Here is an 18,324-nt window from a genome sequence, read left to right as displayed (position 1 = left end):
CACCCAAAACCCACCCAATAGACTATGACAGTAGCAGATAACCAATCTTGGTGAACTGTGAGGAATCGAATCAAAAACCTGTCTGTATATACGGTCGCGTTTTGGGCGGCGGCTTTTATGTGGGAAGCTTCCCACATAAAACGCGCCTCGTGAGAGTATTCTTACCCATTTGCGAAGCTTATGCTAAAGGATAAGCCGACCGAATCTGTTGGCGAAAGTAATCAATAAGTAGTCGAGCGTAATGTCAAAGTGCGTTATTAGTGTATAAATTCTGGATAAAAGAAGTAAAAAACACCAAGTAATACGATGTTACAAAGATTTTAAGAGAAAGGACTGCTTAAAGCTAGAGGTAAACAACGGACGGATTCAACCCATGTACTGGCAAAGGTTTGGGAATTGACCCGCTTGGAAAATCTCATTGAAACTCTACGCCATGCCCTTAAATACTCTAGCCGAGGCCGACCCAGAGTGGCTGGAAGCTAATCTTCGGGGAATAGAAAATCAATTGCACTGGTCGATAGATGTGATTTTCGGCGAAGATAAGTCACGAATCCGCACCGGTCATGGGTCTGAAAACTTTGGGACGATGAGAAGACAAACACTAGGATTATTAAAGAGAGATATAACTTTGAAAAAAAGCATTCGACTGAAAAGGTATCATGCTGCAATGGACAATGACTATCTGATTAGAGTTTTATCTTCGTAATTTGATACGTTTGCCCTGGTTCAGATAGTGTATTTTGGCTAGATGATTTATCTAGTGGGGATTATATGGCACTACCCAAATTCTCGACCTTCTAAATAATCTGATTGGGGCAAATGTGGAAGAGTGCTTTACTGCCCGTCTGTTTGAATGAGCTAAAAATGGAGATCTGAATCATCTAATATAGAAAGAAAGGAAGATGTCAATTTGCTAGCAAGAGAATTGGAGAAAATAATGACAGATAGAGAAGATATCTCGTTGGGCGTTCAAAACCGTTCTACTGTTCTCGCTTTAGATCATGAATCTCAATCTTGGCGTTACGGTGAAAAGCCAGACTATACAAAAAGCGAAGAACGGTTAGCTCAACATAGTCAGCACAATCATGCTGAAGGGTCGCTAGCCGCGATCGCGCAGAACCTGGTGAGAGTGTTTGAAATGGAAGCCTCGTTCAAGAAGAATCCATCTGAATGGCTTTCAGTCGTCCAAGATAAGTTTGTCATGCAGACGAACAACGGACGTGCCTACACCGCTGAAGAGATAGCAAAAGTAGGAACGTATAATACATTCCTACTCAAAAGCGAACATTACGACCCAGATCGGGAAGATTTTGAATCATCAGCAGACGTATTTCACACCGCTTTTCCAGAAGGGTTTTTGTGGGAGTTAGTAGAAGTTTATTCGGGTCCTCCTGCTGTTACGTTCAAGTGGCGGCACTGGGGCGAGTTTACAGGAACGTTTAAGGATCGTGCTGCTACGGGTGAAACGATTGAGATTGTGGGGATATCGGTTGCTCGCGTCAACGATCGCCTGCAAATTGAAAACCTAGAGCATTTTTTCGATAATTCTAGGTTCATCCAATCGCTTACTGCTGGATGTCCATTTCACAGTGGAGCAAATCAGTGAAAATTACTGATTTCGGCGTTCCAGCTTCATGATATGAATCTTGGTTGTGTCAGCAACCAAGATTTGAGTTGCTGCTAGGAGGAAAAGGCAAGTATCTATATTCTTTTTGGCAGTTTACCGATACAGGCAAAACTCTACGAGGCTTAGAAACAGTGTTGGAACAATTACCAGAAATAGATTAGCTGCAATATTGGAAGAATATAAATATGGTTTATCTTGAGAAGGTTTGCGATTAGGCTCTAAAGATAATGTTCGGTAATATTGGTGAACGGTTAAAAAACGATTTCTGGAGGTATTTTTTAATTTTGCCGTCACACATAATTGAGATCCCTAACCAAGACCCCTCGAAACCATGGATTATAGTTAAAAGCTTTGAGCGTCAGGCAATGGCAATTACTTTTGCTAAAAGAGTATGGGGAGCAGAAAAAGGCTTTCTATGTTTAATCTCCGAGGAAGCTGCTGGCTATGTAGTGAAGGTGCCTCGTCTCAGCTATAGCCCGAACAATAATCAGTTCATCATCATAGAAAAGTTTGAGCGACAAATAGAAGCTTTAAAGTTTGTCCAAGAAAAATACAGAGCAAATCAGGATGGTTATATCTCGTTAATATCCGAGATTGTCTAAAGGAATAGTAAAGCGCGACCAAAATTCTTTTTGAAATTGAGTCAACATACTTTTGGTTGTGACAATTCGCAAAATAATACATTGAGAAATTTACTGATTTGGGAACACTAGATAAAATTGTAAATTTCAAGTCATGAAAGCAAAGTTATTTCTATTCTATTTACGTTTTCGTAAGCCGATAATCTTGGTCTTGGCTTTTATCGTCTCTGTTATCGTAGGTTTGGACAAGTGGCAGCGATATAAATACAAAACAGCCGACTACACCCCCTGGACTTTAGTAACTGTTAACAGTGGCTCAAGTTTTACAGTGGCTAGTCACCATGAAACTAAAACTATTAATCTTTGTGGTGTAGCAGCAACAGGAGATGAGTCCAAGAAGTATTTGCAGTCAGTCATTAATTTGGGTGATGGCACAGTAGAACTAGAAAAAGTTGGCGATCGCTACGAAGCTTGGATCTCAATGGATCGTAACTATGATGTTGAGTTGGTCAAACATATCTCAACCAAATCTAATGAACTAGTCGAGCAAGAGATTCATCTCAATACCTGGTTGCTCGAACGGGGGTTAGCCCGTCGCGACACCCAAGGGTCGAGTCGATGTAAAGAACCAGAACATTTAGTCTGGGCAGAGAATATCGCTAGAGAAGACAACTTGGGAATTTGGCATCACAATTGACATACTCTACGATTAAGCTGAAGCTACGGTCGCAGTACTCTTTTGAGATTTCTGGCGGAAAAAGGCAGACTAGTTTTAAAACCAACTCCAGAAGATTGAAATCAAAATAGTTTACTTGGGAATGACGTTGATTGCACATGGTCCTTTCTTACCTTGCCCGATTTCGTATTCTACTTTCTGACCTTCCTTGAGCTTGGTATTGCGTTCGCCTTCAATTTCCGAAGCATGTACAAAAAGATCTTTCCCTCCATCATCTTGAAGAATGAAACCAAATCCTTTTTCGTCATTGAAAAACTTGATTGTACCAGTACTCATACCGTATTTTGCTTATTAAATAAATCATCAGTAAGATTGTAGTCTATCGCAAAAACAGAGGTAGCCAGAAATTGTCTGCTACTGCGATCTTTTTGAGAGGAGGCCAAGCCAATCGCCGAGCATAATAAAGATAACGCAATCAACAACTTTATCAGTACATTTCTCAATGTAATACATTGAGAAATGTACGTGCTTTTTAGTGATAAATAAGATCTTCTTTGATTAATTTAGGCAAAAACAACCAAATATATGTACTATTGCCATTTTAGCTGTTGGATCTGGGCATATTTGAAATACATAGATATTTTAAATAGATATTTAATATGGTCAATTCTGCCGTACTTGCACCAGGGGCTAAAATTGTTGTACGCGATTCTGAATGGTTGATACGTAAAACTCTCAAAGCTGCTGCTGGAAGTAGGGTAGTGATAGAAGTTATTGGTATTAGTGATTTTATCAAACATCAAATAGCACAATTTGTCGTCGATTTAGAAGATGATTTGGTTGTTTTAGATCCCAAAGAAATAAAGTTAGTTGCTGATAATTCTTCTGGTTATTTAAAATCATTATTATTCATTGAAGGTAATTTAAAACAGACTGCGCCTACCGACTCTAATCTCCACATTGGTCATAAGGCAGCGATGGATACCTTGGCTTTTCAGCTAGACCCGAGTTTGAAAGTTTTAAAAATGCCTCGTCAACGGCTATTAATTGCTGATGCAGTAGGTTTGGGTAAGACTTTAGAAGCGGGGATTTTAGTTTCAGAATTGATTCGACGAGGTAAAGGAAGACGCATTTTAGTAGTAACAACTAAAAGTATGTTAACTCAATTTCAGAAGGAGTTTTGGTCGCGTTTTACTATTCCTTTAGTACGTTTAGACTCAGTAGGAATTCAAAGAATTAGATCGCGCATTCCCACCAATCACAATCCCTTTCACTATTACGATAAAGCGATAGTTTCTGTAGATACTCTCAAGCAGGATCGCGAGTATCGTACTTATATTGAAAACGCTTACTGGGATGTCATTGTTATTGATGAGGCGCATAATGTAGCGCGTCGCGGAAAAGGACAAAGTACCTCTTTAAGAGCTAAATTAGCCGAAAGACTGGCAACTCGTTCTGACAGTTTGATTATGCTGTCGGCTACGCCTCATGATGGTCGGGCAGAAAGTTTTGCTAGCTTGATGAATATGCTCGATCCAACAGCGATCGCATCTGAACAAGACTATAGTAAAAGCGAAATACGAGATCTCTATGTCCGTCGTTTCAAAAAAGATGTCAAGGATCAGTTAGCCAAACATTTTCCCGAAAGAAACGCGATCGCAATTGAGAGTAATGCTTCTAATTTGGAAGAGTCAGCTTTTGAGATACTCGATAGTTTGAAACTCCCCTCGATCAATAAAAAAGGGAAGGCAGGGATGTTGTTTAAAACAACCTTGCTCAAGGCAATGTTATCTAGTCCGATGGCTTGTTTGGAAACGCTAACTAGACGCATCAAGAAAGTAGAGAAGAATAGCGATTCGTCTACACAAGATAAGGACATTGCTGAGTTGGAAGTTTTGCAGTCTGTTTTAAAGCAAGTTACTGCTTCGGAGTTTTCTAAATATCAAAAGTTATTGTCTGTGATCGAAGGCAAAAGCCAAGATGAATTTGCTTGGAAGGGGAAAGACTCAAAAGACCGTATTGTTATATTTACCGAGCGTTTGGAGACAATGCGCTTTCTTGAGAAGAATTTAGCTAAGGATTTGTCTCTCAAAGAAAATGCGCTCGCAACATTGGACGGAAGTATGTCTGATGTTGATTTGATGCGGATTATTGAGGATTTTGGTAACGAACAGTCTCCTGTCAGATTGTTGATTGCTACGGATGTGGCTTCAGAAGGAATTAACCTGCATTATTTATCCCATCGATTAATTCATTTTGATCTTCCCTGGTCTTTAATGGCGTTACAGCAACGTAATGGTCGGATCGATCGCTATGGACAAGAAGAACAACCACAGATTCGTTATTTATTAACTCGTTCCACTAATTCTCGGATGGATGAGGTTGAGAGAATTATTCAGGTACTATTGGTCAAGGATGAACAAGCGGTTAAGAATATTGGCGATCCCTCCGTATTTATGGGGGTATTTGATGTTGATGAAGAAATAAGGATTACTTCCCAAGCTATTGAATCAGGAACATCGGCGGAAGATTTTGCTAGCTCCCTCGAACCCAAACAGCCAAAAAATGATGATTTTGATTTCTTTGCTTTGTTAGATGAGCCAGTTGTTGAGATACGGCAACGCGATGACCGGGAGACGCGGGTAGGAGATGAAAACATTGCTGAAATGCCTAGCTTATTCCAAGATGATTTTAGTTATGTAAAAGCTGCTTTAGAAGAATATAAACAGGAGCAAGATTTACAGTTATCTATTCTTGAAGATGAACTCTTAATTGAGTTAACCATGCCGAAAGAGTTACGAGATCGCTATAAACGCTTTCCCAGAGAGATTTTACCTGAAAAGAATGAACCATTAAGGTTATCGGCAGATAAAGTCGCAATCGCACTTGGTTTAGATGAAGCCAGACGTGCTGAAGATAGTTGGTCTTCGTTGCAGTATCTCTGGGAATTACATCCAATAGTTACTTGGCTCAACGATAGGGGAGTAACTTTATTTGGTCGTCATCAAGCTCCTGTAATTACTTTAGGTGATAAATTAGCACCGACTGAAGTTGTATTTATTATCTCTGGAGTGATTCCTAACCGCCGAGGGCAACCTTTGATCAACAAGTGGTTGGGGGTAGTGTTTGAGAAAAATAAATTTGTCAGGGTTGAAGAATTTACTGCCACACGCGATCGCACTAATTTAGGGAATGAACCAATTCCCAATACTAATCAACCGATAGATGAGTCTTTACTAAAATTGCGATCGCAAGCTGTGGATCAGGCGACCAAAAATATTCTCGCAGCAGACAAAGAATATAACGATCGCATTAATCCCATACTTTCTCAGCAATTAGATCGCCTAGAGCAGCTTAGATGGGAACACAATCGACAGCTTGAACTGAAGTTCGAGAATATAAATACGATTACAGAGAGTAAGAAGCAGAAAGAGCAAAACCGTATCAAGCGCATTTTTGACGATTACTACTCTTGGGTAGAAGAAAGCACTATTACCGAGAAAGTTCCTTATATAAAAATTGTCGCAGTTTTAAGCAGTAGTGAATGATTAATAACCCTAACTTATTACCTATTCCCTATTATTTATTACTTAAAAAGCATGGCTATTTTAACTGGAATTATCAACGAGAATGAATTTTATTCCCACCATTATCTTGATGCTATTTTACAGAACGATCTTAAAGATGTTGTCAAACGCTGGAATGAAAAAGCAGAGTTAACAGGCGATAAGTCGCCTCCAAACGCGATCGCCTCTCTAAAAGTTGATTATTTCAAAACTCGCAGTCAGATTAGTCAGGAAAAGGATATTCAGGAGCGATTATTGCTTCAAAGAGAATGGTTTAGTAAATTTTTCTCTGTACTGGGTTATGAGTTTAAACCGACTGAAAAAGTTTTGGATGAAGACGAGATAATTCCAGTGATTGCGGAGGTTAATAAGAGTAGCGGACAGCCTTTATTTTGGATTATTGAAGCTATTTCTGACTCACAAGAAGCCGTTGATGTCCTTTCTCTAAGTTTAAACGAGGCGCAATTTAATCTAAATTATGCAACTAACGATACTAACCCATCACCGCGCCTTCCTAATCCCGAACTACTCAACATCGACTTCGAGGATTTAATATCAGACTATATTTTTGCTCAAGAAGATCCTCCCCGTTGGGTTATTTTAGCTGGTATTCACCAAATAGTTTTGTTAGATCGCTTTAAGTGGAATGCTTCGCGGTTGCTGCGGTTTGACTTGGAGGAAATTCTGGCGCGTCTAGACAATGATGTTCTGCAAGCTAAAGCGATTTTACTCCATCGCGAACATACCTGTCCTAGTGAGGGAACGGCTTTACTGGATGAGTTGGATGAGAATTCTCACAAACACGCCTTTTCTGTCTCCGACGATCTTAAGTATGCCTTGCGAGAGTCCATTGAGTTACTGGGGAATGAAGCGGTTTGGTATAAGCAAAATAAGCTCAAGGAAGGGGTATACAAGGGAAAGCTGCATGAGGGACAGTTAACCCTAGAATGCTTGCGGTATATGTATCGCTTGTTGTTTCTGTTTTATATCGAGGCGCGTCGGGAATTGGGTTATGCGCCGATGAATTCGGATATTTACCGCCAGGGTTATAGTTTGGAGTTTCTGCGAAATTTGGAGCAAGCAGAGTTACGCACGACTGAAGATACAGAGGGCTATTTTATTGATGCTTCGATTAAAAAGCTGTTCAAGTTGGTTTGGGAGGGATTTCCCGAATTAGAGTATGAGCAATCTAGTCTTAACTTAGAACGCAAAGAAGTTACCCACGATACTTTTGAACTCAAGGCGTTAAAAAGTCATCTTTTCGATCCCGAACGTTTATCCATACTCAATAAAGTCAAGTTTCGCAATGTGGTTTTGCGTCGCGTGATTGAGTTGATGTCTCTTTCTAGGGCAAGTAAAGGTAAAAGAAGAGGGCGTATTTCCTATGCTCAGTTAGGAATTAACCAATTAGGTGCAGTTTACGAAGCTTTGCTCTGTTTTCGGGGCTTTTTTGCCGAAGAAGATTTGTATGAGGTTAAGAAAGCCGATGATAAAAATACTGATGAATTAAAAGTGGCTTATTTTGTTAAGTTACCAGATTTAGAAAACTATACCGATGACGAACGAGTTTTCAATGATGATGGTACGCCTAAATGCTATCCCAAGGGTACTTTTATCTATCGTTTAGCAGGAAGAGATAGACAAAATTCCGCTTCTTACTACACTCCAGAATCTCTAACTCGTTGTTTGGTTAAATATTCTCTCAAAGAATTACTCAAAGATAAAACTGCTGATGATATTCTCAATTTAAAAATTTGCGAACCAGCAATGGGAAGTGCTGCGTTTTTGAATGAGGCGATTAATCAATTAGCAGAAGCTTATTTAGAACTCAAACAAAAAGAATTAGATCGACGCATTAAACAAGAAGATTATCTGCAAGAAAAGCAGAAAGTCAAAATGCTGTTGGCGGATCGTAATGTATTTGGCATTGACTTAAATCCCGTAGCGGTAGAGTTAGCGGAAGTATCTTTATGGCTCAATTCTATCTATCAAGGGGCGCACGTTCCTTGGTTTGGGATGCAGTTACACTGCGGTAATTCTCTCATTGGGGCGCGTCGTCAAGTTTACGACACCAGTTTAATACCCCAGAGTAATAGGCATAAAAACTACTGGTATGATAATGAACCTAAACGAGTTTTATTAACAGAAGAATTACCAGCAAAAACTATCTTTCATTTCCTATTACCCGATCCAGGAATGGCTAATTATACCGACAAAGTAATCAAACAATTAGCACCAGAAAACATCAAAAAGATTAAAGATTGGCAAAAAGAATTTGGCAAAGAAGTTTATAGCGAATTTGAAATAGAACAGTTAATCAGTTTTAGCAAAAAGATTAATCAACTTTGGCAGCGTCACGTTAAACAACAGCGATCGATGCGAAATCGTACCACCGACCCTTTGGCTGTTTTTGGTCAAGAAGAGGATAAGTTACAGCGTAGTACCTTGAGTATGAAAGATAAAATCGTGGCTCAAGAAAAAATGTCGGAAGGAGTTGGTAATTCTAGTGCTTATCGGCGATTAAAACTGGTAATGGATTATTGGTGTTCTTTATGGTTTTGGCGCATCGAGAAAGCGGATTTATTACCTACTCGTAGTGAATATTTAATGGAGCTTTCTGTCATTTTAGGAGAAATGTCCATCGTCCCAGAAAAACAATTAGAAATTCCTCTTTATCCTGAAACTTTACCAGAAGCAGAGGCAAAAGAGTTTATTAATAAATATGGTTCGGTTGACTTAAAAATGCTTTGTAGTCGCTATCCGAGATTGCAGTTAGTGGAAGAAATAGCCAAAGAAAAAAGATTCTTTCATTGGGAATTAGAATTTGCTGACATTTTTGCCGATAATAATGGCTTTGATTTTATCTTAGGAAATCCACCTTGGATAAAAGTTGAGTGGCAAGAAGGTGATGTTTTAGGCGATGCCGAACCTTTATTTATATTGCGTAAGTTTTCAGCTAGTAAGTTAGGAAAATTAAGAGAGGAAACTTTTACTAAATATTCTCAATTACAATTTGATTATTTTAATGTTTATGAAGGTTTTGAAGGTACTCAAGATTTTCTTAACAGTTATCAAAATTATCCGATTTTAAAAGGTATTCAAACAAATTTGTATAAATGTTTTTTACCTCAAAGTTGGATGATTGGAAGCCGTAATGGAATATCTGCTTTTGTTCATCCAGAAGGAACTTATGACGATCCAAAGGGTGGACATTTGAGAGAAGAAATATACCCTCGTCTTTTATTGCATTGTCAATATCAAAATGAATTTCAATTATTTGAAGGTACTAACGATCATGGAAGAATGAGGTTCGGTACTCATATTTATAGAAATAGCAAAGCTAATTTAGTTAATTTCAACAATATCAATAATTTATTTACTCCTACTACCGTTAATTCTTGTTTTGAACATGACGGAGAAGGTAAAGTTCCAGGGATTAAAAATGATGATGATAAATGGAATACTGATGGTCATCCTCTAAGAATTGTTCATATTAATGAGTCGAAATTAAAATTATTTGCTCAACTTTATGATGGAGAAAATACACCTACTTTACAAGCACGGCTTCCAGTACTTCAATCTCAACAATTATTGAGTGTATTAGAAAAATTTGCTGCACAGCCCCAAAAATTAGAAAACCTCGTAGGGCAATATTACTCTACGGTAATGTTTGATGAAACTAATGCTTGTAAAGATGGAACAATAAAGCGAAATACTTGTTTTCCTGAATCGACAGATCAATTAATCCTTTCGGGCCCTCATTTTTTTGTAGGTAATCCCTTAAATAAAACTCCTAGACAAGTCTGTACTGCTAATGGTCATTATGATGTTTTAGATTTAACTGCTATTCCTGATGATTATTTACCTCGTACTAATTATGTTCCTGCGTGCAGTGTAAATGAGTATCAAAATCGAATACCTAAAGTTACTTGGATAGAAAAAGGAGAAAATGAGCCAAAAAAAGTAACTGAGTACTATCGTTTAATTGCTAGAAAAATGCTTTCTCAAAGTGGAGAAAGAACGCTTATTTCATCGATTGTACCTAAAAATATATCTCATATTCATGGATGCTTATCTTTTACGTTTATTTCTACTAAATATCTAATTATTGCTCATGCAATAACTTCCTCATTAATTGCAGACTTTTATATTAAATCGACAGGAGTAGGTAATTTGGGAGGTTCTCAATTTTCTTCTTTGCCTTATTTAAGCTCATTTGAAAGATTATTTTTCTCTAGAGTTCTCACTCTTAATTGTCTAACTACACACTACGCCGAACTTTGGGAAACAACCCACACCCCAGAATTCAATCAAGACACTTGGACAAAACAAGACTCTAGATTAAAGAACCAATTCTTCCAAAACCTAACCCCAAACTGGCAAAGAAACATTGCCCTCCGCACTGACTTTGAACGCCGACAGGCATTAGTAGAAATAGACGTACTCGCAGCAATGGCACTGGGTTTAACTCTAGACGAACTCATCACCATCTACCGAGTGCAATTCCCCGTAATGCGCCAATACGAAAAAGATACTTGGTACGACCAAAACGGGCGCATTGTCTTCACTTCCAGTAAAGGACTTCCAGGGGTAGGCTTCCCCCGTAAAGCATCCAGAGACGAAACAGGTTGGGAAGATATCAAAAATATGAAATTTGAAACGGTAGAACGAGTGATTGAAGACAACACCCTACCAGGAGGAACTGTTACTAGGACGATTGTTTACGAAGCCCCATTCGATCTTTGCGACAGAGAAGAAGATTATCGTATTGCCTGGGAAGCTTTTGAACAAAGATTTGCTAATCAGGAGGTTAACGCATGATACCATCTGTTCTTGCCTCCGAAATCCAAGCCAGCATTACCGACTTCCTCAAAACCGAATTTCGCTCATCTTCTCCTGGTTTTGAAGATTTAATCGATCGCTTTTTGTCACAACCAGAAGCAATCTTTAAAGGGCCATATTTATCTGCCAGTTTACCTTTTAGATCGGGAAGTTCGGGAATCGATTATTTTCCTGACGTACCGATGGCTTTTCCGCCTCATCGCCATCAAGAACAAGCATTTGGGCGACTGCAACACCCCAATTATCAGTCAACCATCGTCGCTACTGGGACGGGTTCGGGTAAAACAGAGTGTTTTATGATGCCGATCCTCGACCATTGTTTTAAACATCGGGGCGAACCAGGTATCAAGGCAATCCTAATCTATCCCATGAATGCTTTGGCTACCGACCAAGCTAAAAGATTGGCACAGTTGATTTGGCATAATTCCAACCTCAAGGGTTATGTTACGGCTGGTTTATTTGTGGGAGAAAGCGAACGCGAACCTACTTCGGTAATGACGGAAACGGCAGTAATTACCAGTAAAGATATACTGCGCCACAGTCCTCCAGATATTCTGTTAACCAACTACAAAATGTTGGATTATCTGCTGATTCGTCCCAAAGATCAAGGGCTATGGAGTGGAAATAGTCCCGAAACTCTGCGCTATTTAGTGGTAGATGAAATTCATACCTTTGATGGCGCACAGGGAACGGATTTAGCTTGTTTGATTCGTCGTCTGAAAGCTCGTTTGCAAACCCCCGCAAATCATTTAGCTTGTGTGGGAACTTCAGCAACTTTAGGCGAAAAGAAAGACACGGGGAATGAATTGTTGAGTTATGCAGGGAAAATATTTAATGAGACATTCGATCTCAATGCTGTTGTTACGGAAGATCGGTTAAGCGCAGCCGAGTTTTTAGCCGATGCCTTTATCGATCCGCAACCTGTACCTAGTCCAGATTTATTAGACTCGTTACTACCGCAAAATTATGACAGCGTAGAAAAATATATCCGCGCTCAATATCAAGTTTGGTTTAATTATCCTCTAGAAGCTGATTGGCAGGAAATAGACTGGCGCATCGATCTAGGCGATCGCTTAAAATCTTTGCCTATAGTCCATAACCTGCTTAAAATTCTTTCAGGTAAACCAACTTCTTTACCTTCTCTCTGGGCGCAGTTAAGTCGTAAAATGCGTCTTCCTGATAGTAAGGACGAATCGCGATTCGCCCCTACAAATTATCAAATTGCCATATTTACCAGTCTGGCTGCTTTATTTTCCATTGCACGGGATATTAATAATCGTCCTTGGGCTAATATTCGTATTCAACTATGGCTAAGGGAATTAAGACGCATGGTAGCAAATATTAGCGATCGCCCTGCACTAACTTTTGCTGACGATCTGACTACGGAAGAAGCAGGTAAAACCCTCCCTGTAATTCACTGTCGTGAATGCGGTGCTACGGGATGGGGGAGTTTACGACGCAAACAAAACGACCAACAGCTTGGGTGCGATCTCAGGTCGTTCTATACAGCATTTTTTAATCGTAATCCTCTAACTGTTTTTGTTTTTCCTACCAAAGAAAATGAAAAACATGAGGAGAAAGAAAGAATTGAGCAAAAGCTGTGCCAGGACTGTTTGAGGTTAAATATTCCTCAAGCTACTTACTGCCATACCTGTAATAGTAAAAATTTACTCTCAGTTATCGAGCCGAATATGGTGCGGGAGAAAAGCAAAAATGGCTCTAAATGGCGAGAATCCAGTCATGACTGTCCATTTTGTCTGACAAAGAATAATCTAGCTATTTTAGGTTCCCGTGCTGCTAGTTTAGCTAGTGCTGCAATTGGAACTTTGTTTGCTTCTACCTATAACGACGATAAAAAACTAATCACCTTCTCCGACTCCGTACAAGATGCTGCTCATCGGGCTGGTTTCTTTGCTGCGCGAACTTTTCGTACTACTTTAAGGACTGCGATCAAGCAATATTTAGATCGACAAGGTAATGGCAAAAATTTAGAGTTAATTATTCCCGAATTCAAACAATATTGGCGATCGCAATTGGGTTCGGATGCTGATTATGTAGCTACTTTTCTGCCTTCGGATTTGGAGTGGCTTTATGAATGGGAAGAGTTAAGGAAATCTGGTAAATGTAGTTCTCAGTTAAAAGAATATTGCGATCGCCGTTTGGATTGGGAAATAATCTCAGAACTTAGCCTTAAAACCTCTTTTGGTGGGTCATTAGAACAAACGGGAACTTGTGCAGTAGGGATTAATCTCGAACAATTAAACCGAGCTACAGCAGAAGTACTAATCAAACTCCAGAACGAAGTGGGACTGCATCATATTAGCGATCGCACAGTACAACAGTTTATCCTGGGCATTATTCATCACATGAGACAGAAGGGGGGAATTTTACATCCTTTGCTCAAACAGTACATTGAACAGGATGGCAATATTTTTCTCTTACAAAGACCGACATTTATGCCCAATATGGGACCCGCTTCGATCAAACCTAGTTACCCAGTAGAAGCAAGAAGCCATCAAGAATTTGAACCAGTCATCATCAAAAATTCTACTTGGTGGGAGAATTGGGCATTTAAAAACTTGAACAATACCCAAGAAGTTAGTTTAATTGGCGCACAAACACCCGCTATCTATCAACAGACTTTTAAAACTCTAGTTAAGTTTGGTCTTTTAGGCGATCGCCATACTAACAAAAACGCCAAAGTTTGGGGAATCGAAACTACAGTAGTAAGGTTAGATACAGACACCAAAAATTTATCTTGTTCCCATTGTCATCACTCCATTGTGAGTACAGCTACTGAACTATCTTTTTGGCAGGGAATGTCTTGCTTGCAATCTCAGTGTTCGGGACACTATCAAGAGGAAGCAGAAAAGCTTAATTTCTATAAAAATCTCTACTCTACAGGAAATCTCAGACGTATTTTTGCCCAGGAACATACAGGACTATTAGAAAGAGAAGCCAGAGAAGAATTAGAACGTCGCTTTATTAACGGTCAACATCGTTGTGATCCCAATTTGCTTTCTGCGACTTCTACTTTAGAAATGGGGATTGATATCGGGGATTTATCCTCAGTCTTACTTTGTTCTATTCCTCCCCAACAAGCAAACTATCAACAAAGAATCGGAAGGGCGGGAAGAAGAGACGGTAATGCTTTTGTTACTACCATCGCCAATGGTACAAATCACGATCTTTATTTTTGGTCTAACCCACTCAAGATGATTGCTGGAGGAGTAGAAACTCCTGGCTGTTATTTAGATGCCTCGGCTATTCTCCAGCGTCAACTAACGGCTTATTGTTTGGATTGTTGGATTGGTACGTCAGAAAATATTCCTGATTTACCTGAAATCTTTAGTCGTGTTTTAGCACCAATACAGCAAGGCGATCTAAATCGTTTTCCTTACACTTGGCTTAATTTTATCGATCGCCATCAAAAACAACTTTTACAAGGGTTTATTCAACTATTCGATACCGAAATAGACAAAGGTACTAAAGAACAATTAGAAGTTTTTATTTTTAAAGGAGAAGGGGATGAAGGGGGATTGCGCTGGCGTATTCTTAATCGTCTACAGGAAGTAGTTGAAGAACGGAAAAGACTGCAAAATCAAATTAAAACTCTCGGTCGTCGTATCAAGGATAAAGAAAGCGGTGCCAAGTCTCAAAACTATGAGCAAGAATTAGAGGAGTTAAAGCAGGAAAGAAGGGGCTTTATGAGCTTGGTGGAATTAATAAATAAAAAAAATACTCTTAATTTCTTCACTGATGAAGGTTTGCTGCCCAACTATGCCTTTCCCGAAGCTGGCGTAACTCTTAAATCCATCATTTGGCGCAAAAGTAACCAACAAAATAGTAAATACGAAACCCATCCTTTTGAATACGAACGTCCTGGTGCATTAGCCATTAGAGAACTTGTCCCCTCTAGTACCTTTTATGCTGAAGGTCGTCGGGTCAAAGTAGACCAAATTGATGTCAAACTATCGGAAATTGAAGAATGGCGTTTTTGTCGCAATTGTAGCTATGCCGTTCCTACTCTTTACGAAACTGCTAAACAAAAAACCTGCCCACGCTGCGGAGATACGATGTGGGCTGATGAAGGGCGTAAACGTAAAATGGTTCGTCTGCGTCAGGTAATGGCAACTACAGGCGATCGCAAAAGTAGAATTGGAGATGACCGAGACGAACGTACTCCTTCTTTTTTCAACCATCAATTACTAGCTGATTTTGCTCCCGAAGTTCGAGAAAAGTCTTATTTAATTGACTCACAAGAATTTCCCTTTGGCTTTGAATTCCTCTCACGAGTTAACTTTCGTGAAATTAATTTCGGGCAAATCACCAATCAAGCCGAAACTGTTGAAATAGCTGGTGAAGCTCGTCCGAGGGGTGGTTTTAAAATCTGTCGTGAGTGTGGCAAAGTTCAAAATGGTGATGAATTAGGCAATCATACCCTGGCTTGTAAGAAAGATGATAACCCCAACAACTTTATTGATGTGCTGTATCTATTCAGGCAGTTTGAATCAGAAGCAATTCGTATTTTAATGCCAGTAGATACGATCAATTCTTCCCAACAATTACCATCTTTTCTGGCTGCTTTACATCTGGGACTAAAGCTACATTTCCAAGGTAAAGTAGATCACCTCCGCACTTTAGTCAGTGAAGAACCCGTTCCCAATAGTTCTCGCAGAAAACCCTTTTTATTCCTCTACGACACCGTTCCTGGGGGGACTGGCTACCTCAAACAGTTACTCCGCAATCCCCATGAATTAATTTTAGTTTTAGAAAAAGCCTTAGCAGTACTTGTCAGTTGTAGTTGTGAAGATGGCTGTTACGAATGTGTTTTCGCCTATCGCAATAACTTCGAGCAAGATAACACTAGTCGTCAAAGTGCGATCGCTGTTTTAAATGCCATTATCACTCGCAAGGATAAAATTACCCTATCTCAACCAGGATTATCTGAGGTCAAGCTAAATGCCCTGTTCGATAGTGTTCTAGAACAGCGTTTCATCGATGCCTTAGCCCGATATCGTCATCAAGATAAACCAACTACAACTACACTGCGTAAAGAAGTAATTAAGGGAAAACCTGGCTATTTTCTCTCTATTGGCGAACAAAACTGGCAGATAGAACCCCAGGTAGAACTCGACCAAAATAACGGAGTAGCTATTCCCAGTCGTGCTGATTTTGTTTTTTATCCTGCTAAAGAGTCTTCAGATATCAAACCCATTGCTGTCTTTACCGATGGTTGGGAATATCATAGCGATCGCTTATCACAAGACTTTCAACAACGAATGGCGATCGCCAAAAGTGGAAACTTTCACGTCTGGTCGCTTACTTGGTCTGATGTTGAATCTCAATTCAATTCGCAGGCGGGAGCTTATGTCAATCTCTTAACCCAAGATATTAGTACTGTATTTCGCAACAATCAAAATCAACTTCATCAACAATATAATTGCGAACAACTACGACCTTTAGAAAACAAAGATAGTTTCGTTTGGTTAGTCAATTATCTCAGTAATCCAGATCGCCATCTATGGCAAAAATGGGCGTTATTAAGAACTCTTGCCTATATCAATCCTCAAGTCCAAACCAATCGAGACATCTGGCAACAAGAAGTTAGTAAATTAACTAGCTCTAAAATAATCAATACCTTTGAACTCAATAACTCTTGCCGTTTAGCTAGCCTTGATTGGAAATCAAACCAACAGAATAATTTAATTCAATCCTATTTCGCGATCGCCCCTCCAAAACACAAATCTTATGACAGTAAAGGTTCTCTGATAGTCATATCTCTTAGAGATCGCTTTGCAGGGGTCGATGATGAAGTAATCAAAGCCTGGACGGGAGTTTTACGGCAATTCAACCTATTTCAGTTTCTCGATTACAGCTATCTGGTTAACGACAGTGATTCTGAAGAGGAAACACAACTAGAAAAAATCCTGCTTTCACCTACCGCAGAGCCAGAAACATCTACAAGAAATAGCAATCCGATTTGGCAAGAAATCAAAGAATTAGTCTTTGACGAAGATGCGATCGCTCTAATCGATTATATGGCAGTCCATAATTGGCAAGTACCCGAAGTCGGTTACGAATTTACAGACGATACTGACACTGTAATTGCCGAAGCAGAACTAGCCTGGAGCGATCGCCAATTAGCTCTAGTCATAGACTCCAGCGAAACAGAAACCTTTACCCAAAATGGCTGGAAGACCATAACCGTGAACGAGGTTTTAAATAACCCAGAAGCCTTTTACCATCAATATTTAGCCAATTAAAACTTAAAACTTATTACTTATTACTTTAAAAAAATGCTCAACCACAATATCCGCATAGCGATCGCCGCCGACTTTTTAGATGCTTTTAGCAAGCTACCCAAACAGACTCAAGCTAAAACCAATTCTTTTATTAGCAAATTTAGGCAAAATCCTACTAGCTCAGGGATTAACTACGAATCAATTCATAATGCTACCGATAAAAACCTCAAATCCGTCAGAGTTGATGGCAGCTATCGGGCGATCGTGCTTAAACCCGAAACTGGTAATACTTATTTACTATTATGGGTGGATAATCACGACGAAGCATACCAATGGGCGCAAAGAAGAGTTTGTAAAATTAATCCCGAATCTGGTGCATTACAAATTATTGATGTCGAAGAAGTAGCATCAATTGAGAGAGAAATAGCAGCCGACCCTAAAGCATCCAGACAAAAAAGATTTGCCGATATTCGCGATCGTCACCTATTAAGATTGGGAGTTCCAGAAGAATTATTAGCAGCAGTGAGATCTGTGGTTACGGATGATGATGTCGATAAATTAATCTCTAAACTACCAGAAGAGGCTGCCGATGCTATTTTAATACTTGCTGCTGGTTATTCACTTGACGACGTTCTAAAGCTACAAGATAAGCAGAGCGATCTCCAAATTAATACAGAAGACTTTGATACTGCCTTGGAAACCGATGACAGTAAGCGCAGATTCTATATTGTTGAAGATGATGCCGAACTGGAAGAAATGCTGGCAGCGCCTCTCGAAAAATGGCGTG

The 18,324-nt window shown here is 39.5% G+C and carries 10 protein-coding genes; 9 read left to right on the top strand and 1 reads right to left on the bottom strand.

Annotated features, from left to right (window positions below; translation table 11 throughout):
• Window positions 1–418 precede the first annotated feature (418 nt).
• The 5 genes from KME09_00935 to KME09_00915 all read left to right on the top strand — a co-directional run bounded on the left by KME09_00935 (window position 419) and on the right by KME09_00915 (window position 2,905).
• On the top strand, window positions 419–706 hold the full coding sequence (locus tag KME09_00935) for a hypothetical protein (protein MBW4532480.1): 288 nt from the start codon (window positions 419–421) through the stop codon (window positions 704–706).
• 231 nt (window positions 707–937) lie between these two features.
• Window positions 938–1,606 (top strand): hypothetical protein, encoded by a 669-nt coding sequence (locus tag KME09_00930; protein ID MBW4532479.1) that lies wholly within the window; start codon window positions 938–940, stop codon window positions 1,604–1,606.
• A gap of 44 nt (window positions 1,607–1,650) precedes the next feature.
• Window positions 1,651–1,788: a hypothetical protein gene (locus KME09_00925; protein MBW4532478.1), complete on the top strand. Its 138-nt coding sequence runs from the start codon at window positions 1,651–1,653 to the stop codon at window positions 1,786–1,788.
• A 66-nt stretch (window positions 1,789–1,854) separates the two neighbouring features.
• Entirely contained in the window at window positions 1,855–2,229 is a 375-nt protein-coding gene (locus KME09_00920) for a hypothetical protein (protein MBW4532477.1), read from the top strand.
• Window positions 2,230–2,362: 133 nt separating this feature from the next.
• Entirely contained in the window at window positions 2,363–2,905 is a 543-nt protein-coding gene (locus KME09_00915) for a thermonuclease family protein (GenBank protein ID MBW4532476.1), read from the top strand.
• A gap of 111 nt (window positions 2,906–3,016) precedes the next feature.
• On the opposite strand, the gene KME09_00910 is transcribed toward KME09_00915, so the two are convergent.
• Window positions 3,017–3,220 (bottom strand): cold-shock protein, encoded by a 204-nt coding sequence (locus KME09_00910; protein ID MBW4532475.1) that lies wholly within the window; start codon window positions 3,218–3,220, stop codon window positions 3,017–3,019.
• A 323-nt stretch (window positions 3,221–3,543) separates the two neighbouring features.
• Between KME09_00910 and KME09_00905 the strand changes: the two genes are divergently transcribed.
• The 4 genes from KME09_00905 to KME09_00890 form a co-directional block, all read left to right on the top strand.
• Window positions 3,544–6,432: a DEAD/DEAH box helicase gene (locus KME09_00905; protein ID MBW4532474.1), complete on the top strand. Its 2,889-nt coding sequence runs from the start codon at window positions 3,544–3,546 to the stop codon at window positions 6,430–6,432.
• 51 nt (window positions 6,433–6,483) lie between these two features.
• Entirely contained in the window at window positions 6,484–11,271 is a 4,788-nt protein-coding gene (locus KME09_00900; protein ID MBW4532473.1) for a hypothetical protein, read from the top strand.
• Complete coding sequence (locus KME09_00895) at window positions 11,268–17,558, top strand: DEAD/DEAH box helicase (GenBank protein MBW4532472.1); 6,291 nt, start codon at window positions 11,268–11,270, stop codon at window positions 17,556–17,558. The genes KME09_00900 and KME09_00895 overlap by 4 nt, the downstream gene beginning before the upstream one ends.
• Window positions 17,559–17,591: 33 nt before the next feature.
• On the top strand, window positions 17,592–18,324 hold a 733-nt coding region (locus tag KME09_00890; protein MBW4532471.1), incomplete at its 3' end, for a hypothetical protein.

It is taken from the genome of Pleurocapsa minor HA4230-MV1 (assembly GCA_019359095.1).
Lineage (GTDB): Bacteria > Cyanobacteriota > Cyanobacteriia > Cyanobacteriales > Xenococcaceae > Waterburya > Waterburya minor.
The sequence above is the reverse complement of the archived record's forward strand: the minus strand, read 5'-3'. Positions and strand labels throughout refer to the sequence as shown.

Coding starts and splice junctions, on each gene's coding strand:
- KME09_00895 (MBW4532472.1), top strand. CDS start 11,268: ATGATACCATCTGTTCTTGCCTCCGAAATCCAAGCCAGCATTACCGAC.
- KME09_00920 (MBW4532477.1), top strand. CDS start 1,855: ATGTTCGGTAATATTGGTGAACGGTTAAAAAACGATTTCTGGAGGTAT.
- KME09_00915 (MBW4532476.1), top strand. CDS start 2,363: ATGAAAGCAAAGTTATTTCTATTCTATTTACGTTTTCGTAAGCCGATA.
- KME09_00930 (MBW4532479.1), top strand. CDS start 938: ATGACAGATAGAGAAGATATCTCGTTGGGCGTTCAAAACCGTTCTACT.
- KME09_00910 (MBW4532475.1), bottom strand. CDS start 3,220: ATGAGTACTGGTACAATCAAGTTTTTCAATGACGAAAAAGGATTTGGT.
- KME09_00905 (MBW4532474.1), top strand. CDS start 3,544: ATGGTCAATTCTGCCGTACTTGCACCAGGGGCTAAAATTGTTGTACGC.
- KME09_00900 (MBW4532473.1), top strand. CDS start 6,484: ATGGCTATTTTAACTGGAATTATCAACGAGAATGAATTTTATTCCCAC.